Annotated in this window: 16 protein-coding genes; all 16 read left to right on the plus strand. The window is 66.7% G+C overall.

Going from position 1 to position 19,699, the window contains the following annotated elements; genetic code table 11:
• The first annotated feature begins 16 nt into the window (after positions 1–16).
• The 16 genes from AC5Y4S_RS24610 to AC5Y4S_RS24685 all read left to right on the plus strand — a co-directional run bounded on the left by AC5Y4S_RS24610 (position 17) and on the right by AC5Y4S_RS24685 (position 19,596).
• Positions 17–664: a hypothetical protein gene (locus AC5Y4S_RS24610; RefSeq protein WP_500035211.1), complete on the plus strand. Its 648-nt coding sequence runs from the start codon at positions 17–19 to the stop codon at positions 662–664.
• 137 nt (positions 665–801) lie between these two features.
• Complete coding sequence (locus AC5Y4S_RS24615; RefSeq protein ID WP_500035212.1) at positions 802–2,367, plus strand: coiled-coil domain-containing protein; 1,566 nt, start codon at positions 802–804, stop codon at positions 2,365–2,367.
• Between the two features lie 62 nt (positions 2,368–2,429).
• The gene (locus tag AC5Y4S_RS24620; protein WP_500035275.1) at positions 2,430–2,939 is read left to right on the plus strand and encodes a pullulanase; all 510 of its coding nucleotides are present in this window, start codon (positions 2,430–2,432) and stop codon (positions 2,937–2,939) included.
• Between the two features lie 76 nt (positions 2,940–3,015).
• Positions 3,016–3,345, plus strand: coding sequence for a DUF2563 family protein (locus AC5Y4S_RS24625; RefSeq protein WP_500035213.1), 330 nt, complete (start codon positions 3,016–3,018; stop codon positions 3,343–3,345).
• Positions 3,312–5,165 (plus strand): putative alpha/beta hydrolase, encoded by a 1,854-nt coding sequence (locus AC5Y4S_RS24630; protein ID WP_500035214.1) that lies wholly within the window; start codon positions 3,312–3,314, stop codon positions 5,163–5,165. Before AC5Y4S_RS24625 ends, AC5Y4S_RS24630 begins: the two co-directional genes overlap by 34 nt.
• Positions 5,166–5,878: 713 nt before the next feature.
• A complete protein-coding gene (locus AC5Y4S_RS24635) occupies positions 5,879–7,972 on the plus strand; it encodes a DUF5631 domain-containing protein (RefSeq protein WP_500035215.1) in 2,094 nt (697 codons plus the stop codon).
• Between the two features lie 86 nt (positions 7,973–8,058).
• Positions 8,059–8,976 (plus strand): hypothetical protein, encoded by a 918-nt coding sequence (locus tag AC5Y4S_RS24640; protein WP_500035216.1) that lies wholly within the window; start codon positions 8,059–8,061, stop codon positions 8,974–8,976.
• Between the two features lie 248 nt (positions 8,977–9,224).
• On the plus strand, positions 9,225–9,560 hold the full coding sequence (locus AC5Y4S_RS24645) for a DUF2710 family protein (protein WP_500035217.1): 336 nt from the start codon (positions 9,225–9,227) through the stop codon (positions 9,558–9,560).
• A 7-nt stretch (positions 9,561–9,567) separates the two neighbouring features.
• Positions 9,568–10,377 carry a transglycosylase SLT domain-containing protein gene (locus AC5Y4S_RS24650; protein WP_500035218.1) on the plus strand — a complete coding sequence of 270 codons (810 nt, stop codon included), beginning with the start codon at positions 9,568–9,570 and terminating at the stop codon, positions 10,375–10,377.
• A 3-nt stretch (positions 10,378–10,380) separates the two neighbouring features.
• Positions 10,381–11,865 carry a type VII secretion protein EccB gene (gene eccB, locus AC5Y4S_RS24655; RefSeq protein WP_500035219.1) on the plus strand — a complete coding sequence of 495 codons (1,485 nt, stop codon included), beginning with the start codon at positions 10,381–10,383 and terminating at the stop codon, positions 11,863–11,865.
• A gap of 3 nt (positions 11,866–11,868) precedes the next feature.
• Positions 11,869–16,074: a type VII secretion protein EccCa gene (eccCa, locus tag AC5Y4S_RS24660; protein ID WP_500035220.1), complete on the plus strand. Its 4,206-nt coding sequence runs from the start codon at positions 11,869–11,871 to the stop codon at positions 16,072–16,074.
• A gap of 309 nt (positions 16,075–16,383) precedes the next feature.
• A complete protein-coding gene (locus AC5Y4S_RS24665) occupies positions 16,384–16,683 on the plus strand; it encodes a PE domain-containing protein (RefSeq protein WP_068109327.1) in 300 nt (99 codons plus the stop codon).
• A gap of 9 nt (positions 16,684–16,692) precedes the next feature.
• Positions 16,693–17,889 carry a PPE domain-containing protein gene (locus tag AC5Y4S_RS24670; RefSeq protein ID WP_500035221.1) on the plus strand — a complete coding sequence of 399 codons (1,197 nt, stop codon included), beginning with the start codon at positions 16,693–16,695 and terminating at the stop codon, positions 17,887–17,889.
• Between the two features lie 117 nt (positions 17,890–18,006).
• A complete protein-coding gene (locus AC5Y4S_RS24675; protein ID WP_142282202.1) occupies positions 18,007–18,333 on the plus strand; it encodes a WXG100 family type VII secretion target in 327 nt (108 codons plus the stop codon).
• 39 nt (positions 18,334–18,372) lie between these two features.
• A complete protein-coding gene (locus tag AC5Y4S_RS24680; protein ID WP_066941074.1) occupies positions 18,373–18,660 on the plus strand; it encodes a WXG100 family type VII secretion target in 288 nt (95 codons plus the stop codon).
• 105 nt (positions 18,661–18,765) lie between these two features.
• Positions 18,766–19,596 carry an ESX secretion-associated protein EspG gene (locus tag AC5Y4S_RS24685; protein ID WP_500035222.1) on the plus strand — a complete coding sequence of 277 codons (831 nt, stop codon included), beginning with the start codon at positions 18,766–18,768 and terminating at the stop codon, positions 19,594–19,596.
• Positions 19,597–19,699 lie beyond the last annotated feature (103 nt).

The raw sequence follows: 19,699 nt of genomic DNA on the forward strand, positions 1-19,699 counted from the left end.
GAGGCATACTGCACGTATGTTGAGTTCCGATGGGCGCCTTCAGATCGCGGCTGAGGGATTTGCGCTGCCCGGGCGGATGATGGCGCTACCGCCGGAGAACGAGTTCTTGATGTCAGCGGGGTTCGGCGGCGTTGCAGCGCTCGGCGCAGCCATCATCGTGGCCCTTCTTGTGCTGCTCGCCATGCAGCGGGCGTCGCGGCGACACCGGATGGAGCTCGAGCAGCAGGAACGCCAGAATCGGGAACGTCGCGACGACGAACAGCACGCGGCCGCGGTGACGCGATGCTGGCAGCGGTTGGTGTGGGTGGTCGAGACCGCGGGCATCGAGCCGGCGGCTGGTAACGGTGCCACCCTTGGCCTCGGGCTTGGGCCGGAGCTGGCTTTGGAAATCTTGCGGGGGCTGCTGCGCGACGCAGAGCACCTCGGGGACGACACGCTCGCCAGGGCCGTGTCGGTCTACCTCGGCCAGTTCACCCTCGTGTTGGCCCAGCAAGGCAGCCTGCTCGATGAACCTCCTGGCGATCTGCCTGCTACCGCTGCCGGCGCAAAGCCGGACCTGCTCGCAATGCCGGAGGCGCTCCGAGCGGCACCCCGACCGTTGGGCGACGAAATGCCCGAAGCGGGCCGCCGAATCGCCGCGGGTGGGAGGCGTCGGCGCCAGTGACAACCACACGGCAACACATCGAAGACCTCGACCGCGACGCGTGGGCGGCTTTGACAAAGCGCGCCGCTGTAGAAGCGGTCGCTGCTGCAGCGCGGCTGGGCACAAAGCCACCCGCGGTGTTGGCCGTGATGGCCGCGATGACCGAACAAGACCTAGTCGAACACCGCAACCGGTTCGGCCCGGCGCGAACGCGCCTCTCGCCGATGATGCAGGTCGTCGAGGCAGACCAGTTGCGGCTGGCGGCCGAGCGCCGGGCACGCGAGGCCCATCAGGACAAGCAGGACGCCAACGCAGCCGCGTCGATGGCGCAGGCGGAGGCTGAACAATCGGCGCGTGCCGCCGAAGAAGCGCGCGAGCGCGCCCGCGCCGTCGAGGCGCAGGCCGCCAGTAAAGACACCGAGTGGGCGGGCGAACGAGCGGCGGCACGCCAGGCCTTGGAGAGGGTGCGCGCCGAGCTCGGGCGGGCCCGTGCTGACGCGGCGGCCGACGCCGCCGTAGCCCGGGAAATGGTCAGCGCCGCCGAGGCCCGCGCCGAACAGGGGATCGCCGAGCTGGCAGCCCAACGAGTGGCGGCCGAACAAACGTTGCACACGCTGCGCGCCGAGCTGGAGCGGGTCCGCGCCGACGCGATAACCGCGGCCGCCACGGCGCAGGAAAAGATCAGGGCGGCGGAGGCGCGCGCGGAGCAACGGGTCGCCGAGCGTTCGGCCGAACGAGCCGCCGCCGAACAAGCGCTGCAGGAGGTGCGCGCGGAGCTGGAGCGGGTCCGCGCCGATACGGCGGCCGAGGTTGCCGCGGCTCACCAACAGGTCAGGGCCGCCGAGGCGCGCGCCGTGCAAAGGTTCGGCGAGCGGGCCGCCGATCGGGCGATAGCACAGGAAGCCCTGCAGCAGGTGCGCGCCGAACTGGAGCGGGTCCGCGCCGACGCAGCGGCCGAAGTCGCGGCCGCGCGCGGGCAGATCAGCGGTGATGTGGAGGCCGGACAGCGAGCCGCGAAAGCCGAGGTCGAACGGGCGCGAGCGGAAGCGGACAAGGCCATCGCACGCGCGCAGGCCGAGACCGAACAGGTCCGCGCCGATGCCGCCGCCAAGGTCGCGGCCGTGCGCGAGCGGGCCGATGGTGAGATGGCCGCTGCGCGCGAGCACGCCGAGCGTGAGATTGCGGCCGCGCGTGAGCACGCCGAGGGTGAGATCGCGGCTGCGCGCGAGGCCGCGCAGGCCGAGCTGGCACGTGCGCGCGCGGAAGCCGACGCTCGCCTCGCCGCCGCAACGCCAGCCGCGTCGCCCGAGTTGTTGACGATCCCCATCCCGCCGCCGGGAGTGCGGGAACATACGGGCCGTATTGAAGATGCGCTTGCTGCGGTGCACCAGATTGATTGCGTCCTCGAAGCCGGCGTGGCTGACGATGTCGAATCGGCGGGTTCGGTCGACGTTGAAGAGGTGCGCCGCCTGGTGAAGACGGTGCAGGAGCAGGCCGCCGATTTGTCGCAGGAGCTCCGCGACCTGCCCGCCCAGTACAGCGCGGTGTGGCAGGTGGACGCCGCGGCCGGATACGCCAGGGCCGCGGCCAATGCCTATGGTGCTCTGCTGCAACGGATTACGGTCGCGACCGAACAGCTGGCGCGTCCCGACGAAGACACCGATGCCGAAGTCATCGAGTTGGTCACCACGATGTTGGCCGAGCACCCGTGGCGAAGGCGTTAACGCTCAGCGTCGGCTCATGGAGTTGCGGGAACGCCGAGCGGTGGCCCAGCGTCCGAGAAGGCATGGACTACTGCCTGGGTAATGACGATGGCTCCGCGGCCATTTGGAACGGCCAGCCCAACCTCGATTTGGACGGCGACGGCCGGCTCGATGCAATCGGGTTGGATCTCGACGGCGACGGCATGCAGGACGACGCGCTGGCGGATTTCGACGGTGACGGGATGGCCGACCACGCCGTGCTCGACCTTGACAATAACGGCGCCCCGGAGGCGTATTTCACCGACGACGGATCGGGGACGTGGGCGGTCGCCTTCGATCGGGGCGGGCAGCTGCGGTGGTTCGGGCTCGACGGCGTCGAGCACACCGGAGGTCCGCTGGTCGACTTCGACGGGCACGGTCAGGCCGACGACCGATTGTTCGACAGCGACGGCAACGGGGTGGCCGACCGGGTGCTGTGCGCCGACGAGGGGGTTATCACCGGGTACGTCGACTCTGACGGCGACGGGCACTGGAACGTCAAGCTGACCGATGCCGACGGCGACGGTCTGGCCGACGGGGCGAGCGCCTTATGACTGAATTGACCGGAAACGGGGCGGTTATTAGCTTGGCCACCAGTTCAGCCTGCGCGCGGGCCGGGAGGGGGTAGCGATGTTCGTCGACACCGACATGCTGCACTCGGGGGCCAACGATTCGCACCGCGCCGGCGGGCATGCACAGGAGGGGGCCGATCAGCTGTCACGGGGCCCGCTGTCAGCCGGGATGTTCGGCAGCTTTGCTGCTGCCGAAACGTTTCACGAGGCGGTGACCGCGGCGCACGGGCGGCACGTCGAGGCCTTGCAGGACCACCAGCAGACGCTGACCGGACTCGGCCACAAGGCGCATTACGCCGCCAACCAGTTCACCAATATGGATGACCGCAACGCCGCCGAAGAGCGGGCGGTGCGATGGACTTCCGATACATCAGCCGTTCGCACCTGATTGGCGAAGCCGGGGGCGATCCCTGGGCGATTGACGACAGCCTGCAGTCTGGGCGCCCGGCGCAGGTTTCCGGACTGGCGCAGGCGTTTCACGACGCCGGCCGCTGCACCGCCGAATCCGCCGCCGCTTTCGATGCGGCGCGCCGCCGGTTCGATGCGTCCTGGAATCGGGTCGCCGGCGAGCGCCCGATCAACGACTCGGTCGAAGTGCGGCGCACGGCGCAGTCGCTCGGTGCCCAGTCTTTGCAGCTGGGAAAGATTGGGGCGGACCTGGAAGGTATCGCTTCCGCATTGGCCGAGGCGCAATCCGCTGGTGCAGTGGCGATCTCGACGTTGGAGATACGACTGCGAGGGGTCGATGACCTGCTCGGCCAAGCCCTCTCGCTCGAAAGCAATAGCTGGCTCGCGTCGGACGATCGACTCGCGCTCGACGCGCTCATCGGTGCGCTGGAGCAGCAGGCCGTCGACGACACCTCGGCCGCGTTGGGCGAGCTTCGGTCTCGGCGCGAAGGCTACTCGCAGTTTTTGCGGAGGTCGCTGACCGCATTGCGCACCGACGGTTACGACCCGGCGGTTCTTGGCACGGTGGATGCCCCGGCGAATCTCGAAGAACCGCAAGAGATTCCGCCATCAGGGACGAGTGCCGACGCGGTCAACCGGTGGTGGAAAACGCTGAACGGTGAACAGCAGGGCCGATTGATCGCCGAGCATCCTCCGGAGCTGGGAAACCTCAACGGTGTCCCCGTCGCCGTGCGAAGTCGCGTGAATGAGGCGGTGATGAACGACGACCTCCGCCGTGTGGAAGAGCTTGCGAGGTTGCGCGGTGTGGACGTCAACGATGTGTTGTCCGACCCCGTCGAGTACGGGCTGACCGGTGCCGCAATCAGGCGCTACGTCAACGCCTTTCGCACCCAAAGCGGCCTCAAGGCACCGGATGGCGTCGCGGACGTCTTTCTGTTGAAGTACCAGCCCGAGGCTTTCGGCGGTGAGGGGGCCGCGGCCATCGCGGTTGGCAATCCCGACACCGCGGTTAACACCGCGGTCTTGGTGAAAGGGGCGGCCACGTCAGTGCGTGAGGGGACGCTCGCCGAGGCCGAAGGTGTGCGCCTGTATCGGGAATCCGCCCGCGCCAATTCGGGCAACCCGACCGCGGTGGTGACGTGGATTGGCTACGACGCGCCGAACAACTGGTTCGATCCCGGTCTTTGGGAAGTGGAGATGGCCCGGCATGGTGCGCAAGTGCTGGCCGCTGACGTCAACGCCCTGGCGGTCACCCACGAAGGTGCACCGACGCATATGACGGTGGTCGGCCACTCCTATGGATCAACCCTCGTCGCGGACGCGGCGGCGGCCTTTGGGATGCACGCAAACGACGTGGTGTTGATCGGGTCCCCAGGCACCGACCTCGCGCATGCGGCGGCCGACTTCCATTTGCCACAGGGCGGGCACCTCTACGTCGGCGCGGCGTCGGGCGATGCGATCACCTGGTTGCCGGCCCACGTGACCGGCCCCGGACTCATCGGTGTGAGCTTCGGCGGACTCGGCAGCGATCCTGCCGTCGACGGCTACGGCTCCACCCGATTCAAGGCCGAGGTGGCGGGCAACCGGATCGACCCGGTCGCTGACCATCTCCACTACTTCGATGACGGGTCGGAGTCGTTGTTCAGCATGTCCGACGTGGTCTCCGGTCACGGCGATGCGTTGCAACGCGACGGCATGACGGCCCGCCATCGCGGTGAATACGGCCTGGGCCGTTTGGTCGACCCCGAACTCTTGCGTCCCGCGACGGGTGCGCACCGCCATCGCGGACCGGCGGGGTAATCGGAAGCGTGGCGTCGCGCGAGCTGAATGAGCCGGCGTACTCCGGTATCCGACCAGGCTGCCGACGACGCCGGATTGAAGTGACATTGGAGCGCATCCGACTAGCCTTGAGGAGGTGATGAATCCTCAGCCACCCCCGATGGCGGAGTGGACACCACCCCCGGCGCCCGGCAGGCCACGTCCTAATGGCGGCATTGCTGTAGGTCTGGTCCTGGTGGGCCTCATCGCAGTGGCGGCGCTCGTTGTGGGCATCATTGCGCTAACCCGGCCGACGACCGCTAGCGCTGGAAAGGCTCCGACCGCCGCGGCTCCTTCGCCGACCTTTTCGCCTGATCAGGTCGCGAGCGCCAAAAAGGAGTTGTGCGCGGCGTATCAGCTTGCATCCCATTCGGTTGACTTTGATACCCACTTTTCGGATAGGGCTCTTGCACGTATTTCGTTAGTTAACGGTGCGGGGCTGCTAGATGCTGCGGCAGCAAATCCTGCGCTTAGCGCTAATGATCGCGATGCGGCACACGCACTGGCTTCGGCGTATCGCACGTCAAACGCCGTTAGTAGCGATACGGATGCGTCGTCACCGGTGTACCAGACGACGCTTGACGAGATAAGTCGAAACAATGCCGCCATGGCTGCAACTTGTCGATAGGTATGGTCAGCGTAGAGCGAGAATTCGACGATCGTCTGTGAAGAACCGGCATTTGTAAGGAGGGGGCGTGGGGCCCGACTTGCCCGCTGGGAAGTACACGCCGGCCCTGATCGGCGCATGGTGGCCGCAGCCATCAACGACTCTGCGAGCCGGCGCTGCAAATTGGAGAGCGCAGCAGCAACAGCAACAGCACTACGCGCAGGATCTGCATGGTCAGTGGACACAGCTGGCGGCCACCAACCAGGGCCACACACTGGACGATCTCGTATCGCGTTTTCAACAGGGCGAGAAGCACCACCTCGATTTATCCGAGAAGTACATGGCCAAAGCCGATGCATTTGAAAAAGGTGCGGATGCGATTGATAGTTTGCGCGACGGGCTTAGTGGCATTGCCGACGACTATAACCAGCGGATCGTTAATATTGAAAATTCGAAGGAGCCTGCACCGCTAAAAGTCGCTGAAATTGAGAAGCTAATCGCCGAAGCTAATGGATTCGCTGCTTATAAGTCCGCTGCTGCGGTCACGGCGATCACAGATGCGATGCAGAGGATACTTACCGCCGAGGGATTAACGATGTCTCCCCAGGATTTCCTGAAGAGCCAAGGGTTAAGCACGGATGGTCCACCCAGGGGTGTGATGGCGGATGGCGGCTCGGCAGGTGCGCACGGTGCGGGTACTGGACCGCACGGTTCGGGGAACCGCACCTGGTCTGGTGGTCACCCGGCGGGCGCGCAAGGTGCTGGCAGTGGACCGCACGGAGATGAGAGCTGCACGGGCGTGGGCGGACCCCCGGCGGGCATTCAGGGTGCGGGCGTCGGTCCGCGAGTCGGAGCTAGCGCCCCGGTCGCGGCATCTGGCGGTACTCATATCCCTGGCGCGCCTGCAGTTGCTCCGCCGCTATTGCCCAACAGCGGCGGGCTCTCTCCGGCCGCCAGCTTGGGCGGGCTCTCACCGAACCAGCTTGGGCAATCATTCGCCCAAGGAATGATGACGGGTCAGCCGGCGGCGGCAGGTGCCCATGACTTGTCGCAGGGTTTGATGAATGCAACGGGGGCGTCGGCGCCACCACCAACCCAGGCGCCGGTCGTGCCGCCGGTAGCTCCAACAATTGCGGCGGGCGGCATCGAATCGGCTGCGGTGGACCATGGTTCGGGCACATCGGCCGCCGCTGCCGCCAGCGCCCCGCAGTCCTCGACCGGCGGCGCGGTACCGGTCACCACACCGATGCCGATGTCGGCACCGGCGGCTCCTGTAATGGGAGCCCCGGCCGTCCCCGCTGGACCGTTGCCCGCCTACGGCTCCGATCTTCGTCCTCCTGTTGTGACCCCACCGGCGATGTCGGCGCCCACCACGCCGGTTTCCGGTGCACCCGTCGCGCCGTCGCCATCGACGTCGCCTTCAGCGGGCAGCCCGTTGATGTCGACGGTCCAGCGGGGCGCCGCCGCGCAGGCAGCGGGCAGTGCGTCGACACCGGCGGGCGCGTCGGCGTTGTCGGCGGCAACTGGCGCCCTAGCTGGCGACGTATCGAGCCGGGCCGCGGAACAGCAAAGGCTGCAGCGCCTCGTGGACTCGGTGGCTCGACAAGCCCCGGGTCTGTCTTGGGCCGCCGGCTTGCGAGACGACGGCACAACGCTCTTGGTCGGCAGCATCGGGTGTGGGTGGATCCCGCCGAACGTCAAAATCCCGGTCGGCGTGAATCGACTACTCGAGCCTGCGCTTCGCCGGTCCGACGCCGACGTGGTTGACCTACTCGGAACCGTTACGGCTGCGGCAGTGCACAAGGCCCACGGATTCATCGCCAAGCCGGGACCGGATGACCCGCCCATTTCCGGTGATCGAGTGGCGCGCACCGGCCCGGAGGTGGAAGAGCTTGGCCCAACGCTGGTTGAGGCCGTTCGACGCCGCGACGGATTGCCGCGAATCGCCCAGACCTTGGCACAAGCCGCGACACGGGAAACCGGTGTCACCGAGAACGAGGTTGACGCGTTGCAGCGTGAGCTGCAAGCCGCGTACAACAAGGCGCTGGAAGATCCTCACAACCTGTCGCGGGCAGCCGACTGGATGCTGCTCGCAGCGGTACAGGCTCTTATTGAAGGCCACGAGTGGCTCGCGCACTACCACGTAGCGTGGTATGAAGCGGTTTCGCCAAAGCTGGGGTGACTACCCTTCAAGGGGCCGCGGCTCTACCATGCGACTAATTAGTGCGCGGCACGCATGGCCGCGGTTAAGGGGTTTGGGGTGCGACCATGAGCGGGGGCTTCAAGGTAAGTCCGGCGGACTTCGCCGGGGTAGCCGCGGCGCCACAGTCACCACCGCCAATAATGCCGAATGGTCTTCCTCCGGCAGCCGCTGCACCGGCTGATGGCGCCCAAGCCGGACTCGCGGCCGCCGGCAACCTCGGCGTAAGTGCGGACCAAGCGTCTAGCGTGCAAGGCGATCTGGATCGTCGCGCGCACGCACTCGACGCCGCGAAGAAGTTTCCGGAGAACGAAGCCCAATCGTCCCAGCAGTTCCAGCAACTGACGCAAATGATTCCGCAGATGGCCTCCGGGATCGCGGGTTCGCTCACCGGCGCGCTCGGCGGCGTCATGGGGCCGCTTACGCAGCTTCCGCAACAGGCGATGCAGGCCGCCCAAAGTGCGATTCAGCCGCTGATGGGAGCAGCAAAGGGCGGCGAGGCTGCGGCGGCGCTGACTGATCTGTCCGCGGAAGATCCCGGTTTCGGCGGCGCTGGCGGCGGTGACGCCGGGCTCGGCGGCGGCGGTGGGGGAATCGGCGCAGGCGGTGGCACCACCCCGACCGGATTCATGGGCCCGCCACCGGTGCCGTCGTCGTCGCCGCCGACGACGCCCGCGGCAGCGTCGGCGAAACCGGTGACGGTGACGCAGACCGGTGGCATGACGCCGCAGGCCGGTCCGATGGGCATGACCGGCATGCCGATGATGCCCGGCGCTATGGGAGCGGGCGGGGACGGAACCAAGGACAAGCCCGCAGAAAAGCGCGTGACCGTCCCGGGGATTCCCAACGGGCAGCCGGTCAAGGGTCGCTTGACGGTCCCGCCGAGTGTTCCCGTCACAAAGTCCACCGAGGGCAAGCCACCCGTCGTCGCCAAGCCGAACCGGCGGATCGTGATTGTGCCGACCGACGAAGAGCCGCAGGAATAGCGCTCGGCCCGCACCGAATATTGAAAACCGTAATTCTCGCCGCTGAATTGCATATTAAAACCAAATGCCTCGACGCGATGACTCCTAATAACACCCAAAAGATGAGTGGTCGCGTCTCGCTAGCGGCAGTAATGTCGTGATCGTGCGGCCATTACCATTCGCCGTGGCAGCGACACACGGGACGCGGACGCGTGTGCATCGAGGCGGGGAATCCAAGGCCAACTTGCGGGCCTCAAGTTATTGGAGTTGTGGCTGAGGTGTCCGATACGGATGCGGTGCGCCCGGACGCGGCGGCGGATAAAGCATTGGTAGACCAGGTCTTGGCGGACCTGAAGACGAATTTCGAGAAGTGGGAAGCGGTTCTGGCCGCCCAGGAGTCGGTGACGTTTACAGCCGACGTTGGTGACGTCTATGCGGTATGCAATTCAGACGGGCGGCTGACCGGGCTGTCGTTGGCCCCTCACGTGGTGACGTCATACTCGTGTCGGGAGTTGATGGACCGACTGAATATGGTCTTTGAGGCATTGCGCGAAGAGGCGCAGGCCGATTTCGATCGGAATTACGGTGGGGGAATCGTTGAATGATCCAGCGATGACGCGCGCGGTGGCCGCCTTGTCCCGGGGCCACAGCCTCTTCGCCGGCAACGGTACCGGTCGCGGCGTCGGTGATACGCCCGCCCGGGTGCACGCCCACGCCACTGGGACGACGGCCCGATCGGCCACCTTGGCGGCAAGGCTGCGCCAGCTGGCCGAGACGGACCGGTCGCTGGACGCGATCCTGGCGACGGCGCGTGCCGACCGCTTCCAAGCGAAGACCGCGACGGGACTCAACCTGCACGCGGCGATCGCCGACGCCGTTCCGGCGGGCGACACGCCGCTTGGCCGGCGCGAGGCGATGGCGCGAATGTCCGCTCGGTTGCGCACGCAGCACCGGCACATCGTGCGGGCGCGGGCGCGGGCGCGGACGTTGGCACGGCGACTGCGGCGCCTGCGATACAGCCGCGGCCACGCCGGCGCTGGCGGCGGCCGCGCCGCGGTGCGGACGGCCATCCGTAACGCCCTGGACATCAAGGGCATTCATGACCCGGTGGCCCGTGCCCGCTGGGAGCGGGGCATGGATCTGGTGGCTCGCCGCGAGTCGAACTACGACGCCTACGCCGAAAACGACTGGGACTCCAACGCCGCGAGAGGCACGCCGAGCAAGGGTGCGTGGCAGTTCATCGCCCCGACCTTCGCCGCCTATCACCAGCCCGGCACGTCGGCGAACATCCACGACCTGGTAGCGCAGGCCTGTGCCTTCATCAACTACGCACAACGTCGTTACGGCGTCGCCATAGATGGGTCGGATTTGGCCGAGCGGATCCAGCAGGCCGATCCCCGCCGCGGACCGAGGGGCTACTGAGCGATGCCGCTGAGTTTGTCCAACCGCGACCAGAATTCGGGTCACCTGTTCTACAACCGGCGGCTGCGCGCGGCGACCACCCGCTTCTCAGTGCGGATGAAGCACGATGACCGCAAGCAGACTGCGGCCCTTGTGTTGTCGGTCGTGCTGGTGGCCATCGCCTCGGGCTGGATGGTCCTGCTCAACGTGATCAAACCCAGTGGGGTGGTGGGGGATTCGGCGATTATCGGCGACCGCGAATCCGGGGCGATATACGCGCGCATCGAAGGCCGGCTGTATCCGGCGCTCAATTTAACTTCAGCGCGGCTGGCGACGGGCACCGCCGGGCAGCCGACATGGGTGAAGCCGGCCGAGATCGCCAAGTATCCAACCGGGCCGCTGGTCGGCATACCGGGCGCGCCGGCGGCCATGCACGTGAACCGGGGCGCAGTGTCGGCGTGGGCGGTGTGCGATACGGCCGGCCGGCCGCGCACCGCGGACAAGCCGGTCGTGACCTCCATCGCGGGACAGCTCATCGGCGGTCGCGCCGCCCCGATGGCCAAAGACGCGGGGCTGCTTGCGACGTTTCAGGGCGCCACATATGTGATCTGGGGCGGCAAGCGCTCGCAGATCGACCCCGCCGACAGGGCAGTCACATTAAGCCTGGGGCTGGATCCGGGAGCCACTGTGCCGGTGGAGATCTCGCGTGCGCTCTTCGACGGGATGCCGGCGACGGAGCCGCTTCGCGTGCCCAAGATCTCCGAGGCCGGAACTCCGTCGAAATGGCTGCCCGGTTCGCAGGTGGGGGCGGTCCTACAGGCCCAAACCGCCGGAGGCGGCAGCCAGTTCTACGTGTTGCTCCCCGACGGGGTGCAAAAGATCGGCGGCTTCGTGGCCGATCTGCTGCGCAGCGCGAACTCCTACGGGTCGGCGTCGCCGCGGATGGTGACCCCGGACGTGCTGGTCAACATTCCCGAAGTGAATTCACTGACGGTGGATTACTACCCTGCGGGGCACCTGAATTTCATTGACTCCGCGGCGAATCCGACCACCTGCGTCGGGTGGGAGAAGGCGTCGACCGATCCGCAGGCCCGGGTCGCCATCTACAACGGGCGCGGGCTTCCGGTGCCGTCGTCGATGGACGACCGGATCGTGCGCCTGGTCCGTGACGACCGCGACCCGACATCCGTCGTGGCCAATCAGGTGCTGGTGTTGCCGGGAGCGGCCAATTTCGTGACGTCGACGAGCGGCGTGATCACCAGCGACTCAAGGGAATCGCTGTTCTGGGTGGCCGACAACGGTGTGCGGTTCGGCATCGCCCCCGACGATTCGACCCTGCGCGCACTGGGCCTGGATCCCAGGATGGCAGTGCAGGCGCCGTGGCCGTTGCTGCGGACCTTTGCCGCGGGCCCCGCGTTGTCGCAACAGGCGGCGTTGGTGGCGCGCGACACGGTGCCGGCGACGGGTCAGGCGACCGTGGTGACGACATCGGCGAGGGCGGGAGGCTAGAAGGTGTCGAAGAGAGCGTTTCCCATCAACCGCGTCAAGATCCAGCCGCCGAAACCCGTTCGGGTGGCGCCGAATGCGCCGATAGCTCTGCCGGAACGCGAACCGCGCAACATCTGGGTGATGATCGGCGTGCCGGCGCTGATCGTCGCGCTGATCGGCACGATCGTCATGCTCTACGTCTCGGGGGTGCGTAGCTTGTCGACCGGGTTCTTTCCGTTGATGGGCATCGGCGCGTTCAGCATGCTGGCGTTTTCGGGCCGGTTCGGACGTGCGCGCAAAATCACCTGGGGGGAACTGGAAAAGGGCCGCCGCCGCTACCTGCGCGACCTCGACAGCAACCGCGATGAGATCCAAACCGCGGTATGCGCGCAGCGCCACTGGCAGCAATCGGTGCATTCGGACCCCCGCGGGTTGGGAGCCATCATCGGCGGTCCGCGGATGTGGGAGCGCGGTCGCGGCGACGTCGACTTCCTGGAGGTGCGACTGGGCACCGGTGTGCAGCACGCCCCAGATTCGGTGTTGTCGGTGACGTGGCCCGACATTGCCTCCGACGAGGAACTCGAGCCGGTCACCGGGCAGGCTCTTCGCGATTTCATCTTGGAACAACGCAAGATCCGCGACATCGCCAAGGTGGTGAACCTGCGATCGGCCCCGGGCTTCAGCTTCGTCGGTGAGGATTTGAACCGCGTCCGGTCGCTGATGCGCTCGGTGCTGTGCTCGCTGGCGGTTTTCCACAACCCGCGCGACGTCAAGCTGATGGTGGTCACGCGCAACCCCGAGTTGTGGTCGTGGATGGTGTGGTTACCGCACAACCTGCACGACGAGTTGTTCGACGCCTGCGGGTGGCGCCGCCTGATCTTCGCGACACCCGAGGAGCTGGAGGCGGCACTGGGCGCCGAGCTGCACATGAAGGGCAGGCGCGGCCAATGGACGCCGCTGGCGGCGGCCAGTCCAACCACCCTCGGCTCCACCTTGGAGACGGGTCAACCCGATGCCGGGGCCGACCTCGGGCCGCATTGGGTGATCGTGGACGACAACACCGGCAGCCCGGAGGCATGGGAGAGCGTCGTCGGCCAAGTCGGCAAGGCCGGAATCACGGTGCTGCGCATTGCTTCTCGGCCCGGCATCGGGGTTGGGTTCGACCGCGATCAGCTCTACGAGATGGGTGAGCGGCACACTGCGGCCGTCGGCACCGCTGCCAAGGCCCGCCGCAACGGCGACGGCGGCGAGGACGACGACGACGGCCGCCCGGCGCCGCTCCTGCGCACCGGCGGCAAGTTCTTCGCTCACGCGGACCAGCTGTCGATCCCGCGGGCTTACCGGTATGCGCGTTCGATGGCCCGGTGGTCACCGACCAGCAGCGCCGAGATCGCCGATTCGACCAGCGGCGCTGCCGAGCTACTGCGAGCGCTGGGAATCAGCGACCCGCGCGAGTTGGATGTCGACCGGCTGTGGGCCGAGCGGCGTGGCCGCGGCGACGAGCGGTGGTGCGAGATCCCGGTTGGCGCCAAGCCAAATGGCGAGCTGCAGAACGTGATCATCCGCGCAAAGGACTTCGGCGGCTTCGGTTTTCACTCGGTGGTCATCGGCACCAGCGGCTCGGGCAAATCGGAATTCTTCCTGTCATTGGTGTACGGCATCGCGCTCACGCACTCACCCGAGACGTTCAATGTCATCTTCGTCGACATGAAGTTCGAATCGGCGGCTCAGGACATCCTGGGCATCCCCCATGTGGTCGCCGCGCTGTCGAACCTCGGCAAGGACGAACGGCACCTGGCCGAGCGGATGCGCCGGGTCATCGACGGTGAAATCAAGCAGCGGTACGAGCTCTTCACCTCGGTGGGCGCGCGAGACGCCAACGATTACGAGGAAATCCGGTTGGCTGGACGCGACCTGCCGCCGGTGCCGGTGTTGCTGGTCATCGTCGACGAATACCTCGAGCTGTTCGCCAACCACGATAAATGGATCAACCTGATCATCCACATCGGTCAGGAAGGCCGGGGAGCCAACGTCTTCTTCATGCTGGGCGGCCAGCGGCTGGACCTGTCGTCACTGCAAAAGGTCAAGTCCAACATCGCATTTCGCATCGCGCTGCGCGCGGAATCCGGCGATGACAGTCGCGAGGTGATCGGCACCGACGCCGCCTACCACCTGCCCTCGAAGGAAAACGGCTTCGCGCTGCTCAAGGTCGGTCCCCGCGACCTGGAGCCGTTCCGCTGCTTCTACCTGTCCGCGCCGTTCATCGTGCCGAAGAAGAGCCAGGTGGTCCGGACCGTCGACATGACTCTGACGCAGCCCCGGCTCTACAACTGGCAGTATCAGCCGTTGGATGAGGCAGACGCCGCGGCGCTGGAGGCCGCTTCGGCCGCCGACGAGGAACCCGACGAATTCCTTTTGCACGAGGACGGTTTCAAGAAGAAGAAGATCGTGGACGTGCTGCGGGAGTCGCTGCAGACGGTGCCGCACCGGGCGCCGCGCCGGCCGTGGCTGGAGCCACTGGAGCACCCCGAACCCGTCGACGCCCTGGTGTCCGGCTGGCGCGGCAAGCCTTGGCATGTCGACTACGGTCACAACCCCGGGCTGGTCTTCCCGGTAGGCATCATGGACATCCCCGAAGAGTCCAAGCAGGTGGTGTACTCCGTTGATGCGTTGCGCAGCAACATCATCGTGGTAGGGGCCAAGCAGCGCGGCAAGACGACCACGATGATGACGCTGATGTGCTCGGCGGCAATGATGTACACGCCGTCGCGGGTGACATTCTTCTGCGTCGGCGGGGCGACCATGGCCCAGATCGGGTCGCTGCCGCATATCGCCGACATCGTGTCGCCCAGGGACACTGAGGGCATCGAGCGCATCCTGAGCAGCATGGACGCGCTCATCGACGCCCGCGAGGACGCATTCCGGCGCGCCAACATCGACCTCGACGGGTTCCGCGAGCGACGGTTCGGTCCGGGCAGCGACGGGCTGGGCGGGACCGACCCGAATGACCCGTTCGGCGATGTCTTCGTGGTGGTCGACGACTACGACGACCTCTACACCAAAGACATGGTCTTGGGCGATCGGATCATCTCGTTGAGCAGCCGCGGTCCCGAATACGGGGTGCATGTGATGTGCAGCGCGGGAGGCTGGATTCACGGACAGCGGCAGAAGCTGCTGCAAAACGCCACTGCGCGAATCCAGTTGCGGCTGGCCGAGCCGGGAGAAAGTCAAATGGGCCACTCGGCGATCGAGTCGCGCGAAGCGGCCCGTCGGACGTTGAACCGCCCCGGCTTTGGCCTGACGGACTCGTTGCACGAATTGTTGGTCGGTCTTCCCATGGCGGTCGATCCGGCAACCCGCACGGTGGTGGACACTCCGGACGTCGGCGCGCGCATCGCCGAGGTCGCCGGAGTCACGAAGCACGCGGTCCTGCAGCGGCTGCCAGAACGCGTGGAGCTGAGCGCGATTCTGGCGGCTCATGCCGGCGCCGAGGATCTGTCGATCGCGTTCGCAATCGGCGAGCGCCACCAGTTGGGTCCCGTTCCCCTCCGGTTGTCGGAGAGCCCGGGCTTGATGATTCTGGGCAGGCAAGGCTGCGGCAAGAGCACCTCGCTGGTCGCCATCGGCGAGGCGGTGATGAGCCGGTTCAGCCCCGAAGAGGCCCAACTGACGCTGATCGATCCCAAAGCCGCCCCGCACGGTTTGCGGGATCTGCACGCCCCCGGTTACGTGCGCGCCTACGCCTATGACCAGGACGAGATCGACCGAGTCCTAACCGAATTGGCGCAAGAGGTGCTGCTCCCGCGGCTCCCTCCCAAGGGCCTGAGCCAGGAGGAGCTGCGTGCGCTCAAGCCGTGGGAGGGGACCCGGCATTTCGTGCTCATCGACGACGTCCAAGACCTTCGGCCGGCACAGACGCAGAGCTACCCCGCGACGCCGCCGGTGGGCGCGGCGCTGTGGATGCTGATGGAACGTGCCCGGCAGATCGGCCTGCACGTGTTCACAACGCGCAACAGCACCAACTGGGCGACGCTGCAGATGGACCCGTGGTCGAGGTATCAGACGTCGGCGAAGGTCGCGCAGCTGTATATGGACAACGATCCGCAGAACAAGATCAATCGGCTTGTCCGTGCCCAGATGTTGCCGCCGGGGCGCGGATTATTGGTCAGCGACGAAGCCGACGTCGAGGGGATTTTGGTCGGGTTGCCGTCAATTGCCTCCAGGCAATAGCGTTTGCTGGCGGCAATGCATTAATTGCAAATGCCGGCTGCCGGCGAAAACGGCGAAAACGGCGATTTCAGTTGCGCCGCACCATGACTGCACCCGAGTGACTGGCGGTACAGGAGTGGTAATCGCGCCGATTGGGCCGCAAGTGGCGGCAATTCGACGCGAGTTCAATTGCACGAACATGCTGGTGAGGCGCAATTTGTTTCGGGCGCGATAGGAAGATAAACGTTGTGAATACGCGATTGTCCGGCAGCTACTAGACTGCCGATCATTCGCAGATCATGCGACGGCGGGAACGCTCGGAGGGAAATTATGTCGTGGACCGTGCAGCCCGAGGCTGTCTTGGCATCAGCCGGGGCGGAATCGGCGATCAGCGCAGAAGTCGAATCAGCGGCGGCGGCTGCCGCGCCCGCGCTGCTGGGCACCTTGCCGATGGGCAATGACCCCGACTCGGCTCTGTTCGCCACGGCGCTGAACGCGTGCGGGGGCGCCTACTTGGGCGTGGTCCAGGAGCACTCGCTGCAGCGCGGATTGTTCGCCGGAACGCAGAGCATCTCGGCATGCGTCTACACCGCCACCGAGGCGGCGCGCGCCTTGACGCTCGGGCTGTAAGCGGCGCATATGCCTGATCCGGGGTGGGCGGCGCGTCCACCTGAAGTGAATGATCTCCTGCTCAAGCTGGGGACCGGGGTGGCCACGATGTTGGCCAACGGGTCGGCTTGGACCGCAGTGGGCGCCAGTCACCATGCCTCTGGTGTTGCGTCGGCGATCAACACCGCCGTGACGTCAGCAAGCTGGGTGGGAGCCGGGTCGGTGGGCTCGGCCGCGAGCGTCACGGCGCTGAACGCGTCGCTGCACGGATTGGCCGGCTGGGTCGATGTGAAGCCGGGAATCGTCTCGGCGGCCGTCTCGGCTTACGAGACCGCCAACGCCGCGATGCGCCCGGAGCCCGAGTGCACCGCGAACCGTGTCGAATGTGCTACCGACTACCACATCAACCCGCTCGTGTTCGGGGCGCTGACGCCGCGCATCGGCTCCCTGGAGTTCGAGTACTACGGGGTGATGTGGCCGAACAACTCCGCCACCGGCGCCAGCTATGGCGCCATCCTCGCGGGGTTGGCCGAAAGCCTGGCCATCCCACCGCCGTTGGCGACCATGGGCGCCTCGCCGGCCGCCCCGGCCGAGGCGGCCTCGGCGATCGGTCAGGCGGCCGCCGACACCGCCGCCGGCGATGGAATGCGTTCCGCCTTGCAGGGCGCCCAGTCCGGCACCACCGGCGCCGGTCAGGCGGCATCGAGTGGCCAGGACATGGGCAGCCAGGTCGGCACCTTCATGCAACCGCTGCAGTCGATGATGGGCGCAGTCCCGCAGGCGCTGCAGGCGCCGTCGCAGCTGATGCAGGCGCCGATGAGTGCGATGCAGCCGCTGCAGTCGATGATGGGCATGTTCGCCAACCCGGGCGCACTGGGCGCGGGTGCTGCGACACCCGCGTCCGCGGTCAGCGCGGTGTCCGCCGCGCCAAGCGCCGCCGCGGGCGCCGGTGGCGGAGGGGCATCACTCGGCGGCTCGGGCGTGCCCGCGACGACCTTCACCCGGCCGGTCAGCGCGTTTGAACCCGGCAGCGGCGGTCGACCGGTGGGGCTGCGCCCAAGCGGGGCGTTGGGCGCCGAATCGCTGCGGCCCCCGACGACGACAACGACGACCGGTGGCACGGGTGTCGGTGGCATGCCGGTGGGCCACGCGGCGGGCGGCCACGGCGGGTCGCAGAAGAAGTCCGAGCAGCCGTCCACTGTGCGCGTCGTCGACCAAGCGGTCTGAAAACGGCCTGCTCAGCGGGTGAATCGACACATCTGAATAGCGCCCATACACTTCGACCCATGCCCCCGGGGTCAATAAGGGGATTCAAAAGGGGACACGCCAAACCGGATAAGGAGTATCGCAGTGACAATCAAGGTGACACCGCAATTGCTGCGCAGCACCAGCCACGACATCCAAGCGAATATGGAGCAGGCGATCGCTATCGCCCAGGGCTACCTGGCTAATCAAGAAAACGTCATGAACCCGGCAACCTGGTCGGGCGCGGGTGTCGTCGCCTCCCACATGACCGCGGCCGAGGTCTCGAACGACCTGAACAAGGTGCTAATGGGTGGCACCCGACTGGCCGAAGGCCTTACTCAGGCCGCGGCATTGATGGAAGGCCACGAGGCGGACTCCCAGGCGGCGTTCCAATCCTTGTTCGGCGGCGCTGCCCACAACGCGTAGTAATTCCCGGCTTATTCAGATTTCGAAAGGAACCTCATCATGGACGACATGATTACGTATAACCCCGGCGCCGTCGCAGACTTCGCGACGGACGTTGGTTCTCGCGCCGGCCAACTCCACGCAATCCACGAAGACGTTGCGAACAAGACCAATGCGCTGCAGGAATTTTTCGCCGGCCACGGCGCGACGGGCTTTTTCGACGCCCAGTACCAAATGCTGTCCGGGCTGCAGGGGCTGATCGACACGGTGCGCCAGCACGGTCAGACGACCAACCACGTGCTCGACGCGGCGCTCAGCACCGACCAGCAGATCCACGGTCTGTTCTGAAATCCCTTGCCCAGCGGGACCGTTCGTGCCGCTGAGCGGCGACCGAGGCGGGGCACCGACAGTCCATGTGCCCTGCCTTCGGCGACCGGGTGAGGTGAATGTGGCTTGCTGACAACAACACTCGATGGCCTGTGGGTGTTGCAGGCGGTGACCGGCGTCGAGCAGCTGTGTCCCGAGCTGGGCCTCCGGCCGCTACTGCCTCGGCTGGAGACCCCGGAGATGGCGCTGCGCCACCCGGTCGTCGCCGAGCTCAAAGCGTGCGGAGCCCTCGACGAGGCTGGCAACGCCGACCCGATGATCCGGGAATGGATGACCGTGCTGTTGCGCCGCGACCTCGGTTTGCTGTTGTTGATCAACGTGCCGGGTCGCGAGCCGACGCGCGCGGCCATCTGCCGGTTCGCCAGTTGGTGGGTGGTGCTGGAACGCCATGGTGAGCTGGTGCGGCTGTATCCGGCCGGAACCGCCAGCGAGGCGGCCACGGCCACCGAGCTGGTGGTGGGCCAGGTCGAACGGCTTTGCGGGGTCGCCGAAGCGGCGCCGCTGCGGCCGGTGACCCTGGATACCGCGGAGCTGCTGGAGTCGGTGCACGACGCCGCCAGCCTGAAATCGTTTCTGCTCAAGCAGCATTTGGATGTCGACCAGCTGCACATCCTCACCATGGCCGCCGACCCCGAACGTTCGGCGCACGCGGCGATCGTCGCGGTGCAGGCCGGCGTCGGACCGGAACAAACGGCCCGCTTTGCGATCGCGGACTCATCGGTCGCGATCATGGACACCATGGCCGGCCGGGTGTGCGTGGAAGGCGTGCTGTCGGGCGGCCGCCGCTACCAGGTTCTGTCACCCGGGTCGCGGAGCGACATCGGTGCTGCCGTGCAGCGGCTCATCCAAAGCCTGCCCGCCGGCGAGGAGTGGTACTCCTACCGGCGTGTGGTCTGACAACGCCGCAAAAGACGCGTTACAACCAATCATCGGAATGGCAAACCCGGCGCGCTTGTAATGCACTTCGCGGGCTTGATCGCGGAAACGGGCTATCCCGAAT

It is taken from the genome of Mycobacterium sp. NGS64 (assembly GCF_059812245.1).

Bases quoted from the DNA above. Each gene is read 5' to 3' on its own strand.
- AC5Y4S_RS24610 (WP_500035211.1), top strand. From the start codon at position 17: ATGTTGAGTTCCGATGGGCGCCTTCAGATCGCGGCTGAGGGATTTGCG.
- AC5Y4S_RS24615 (WP_500035212.1), top strand. From the start codon at position 802: ATGACCGAACAAGACCTAGTCGAACACCGCAACCGGTTCGGCCCGGCG.
- AC5Y4S_RS24620 (WP_500035275.1), top strand. From the start codon at position 2,430: ATGGACTACTGCCTGGGTAATGACGATGGCTCCGCGGCCATTTGGAAC.
- AC5Y4S_RS24625 (WP_500035213.1), top strand. From the start codon at position 3,016: ATGTTCGTCGACACCGACATGCTGCACTCGGGGGCCAACGATTCGCAC.
- AC5Y4S_RS24630 (WP_500035214.1), top strand. From the start codon at position 3,312: ATGGACTTCCGATACATCAGCCGTTCGCACCTGATTGGCGAAGCCGGG.
- AC5Y4S_RS24640 (WP_500035216.1), top strand. From the start codon at position 8,059: ATGAGCGGGGGCTTCAAGGTAAGTCCGGCGGACTTCGCCGGGGTAGCC.
- AC5Y4S_RS24650 (WP_500035218.1), top strand. From the start codon at position 9,568: ATGACGCGCGCGGTGGCCGCCTTGTCCCGGGGCCACAGCCTCTTCGCC.
- eccB (WP_500035219.1), top strand. From the start codon at position 10,381: ATGCCGCTGAGTTTGTCCAACCGCGACCAGAATTCGGGTCACCTGTTC.
- AC5Y4S_RS24665 (WP_068109327.1), top strand. From the start codon at position 16,384: ATGTCGTGGACCGTGCAGCCCGAGGCTGTCTTGGCATCAGCCGGGGCG.
- AC5Y4S_RS24670 (WP_500035221.1), top strand. From the start codon at position 16,693: ATGCCTGATCCGGGGTGGGCGGCGCGTCCACCTGAAGTGAATGATCTC.
- AC5Y4S_RS24680 (WP_066941074.1), top strand. From the start codon at position 18,373: ATGGACGACATGATTACGTATAACCCCGGCGCCGTCGCAGACTTCGCG.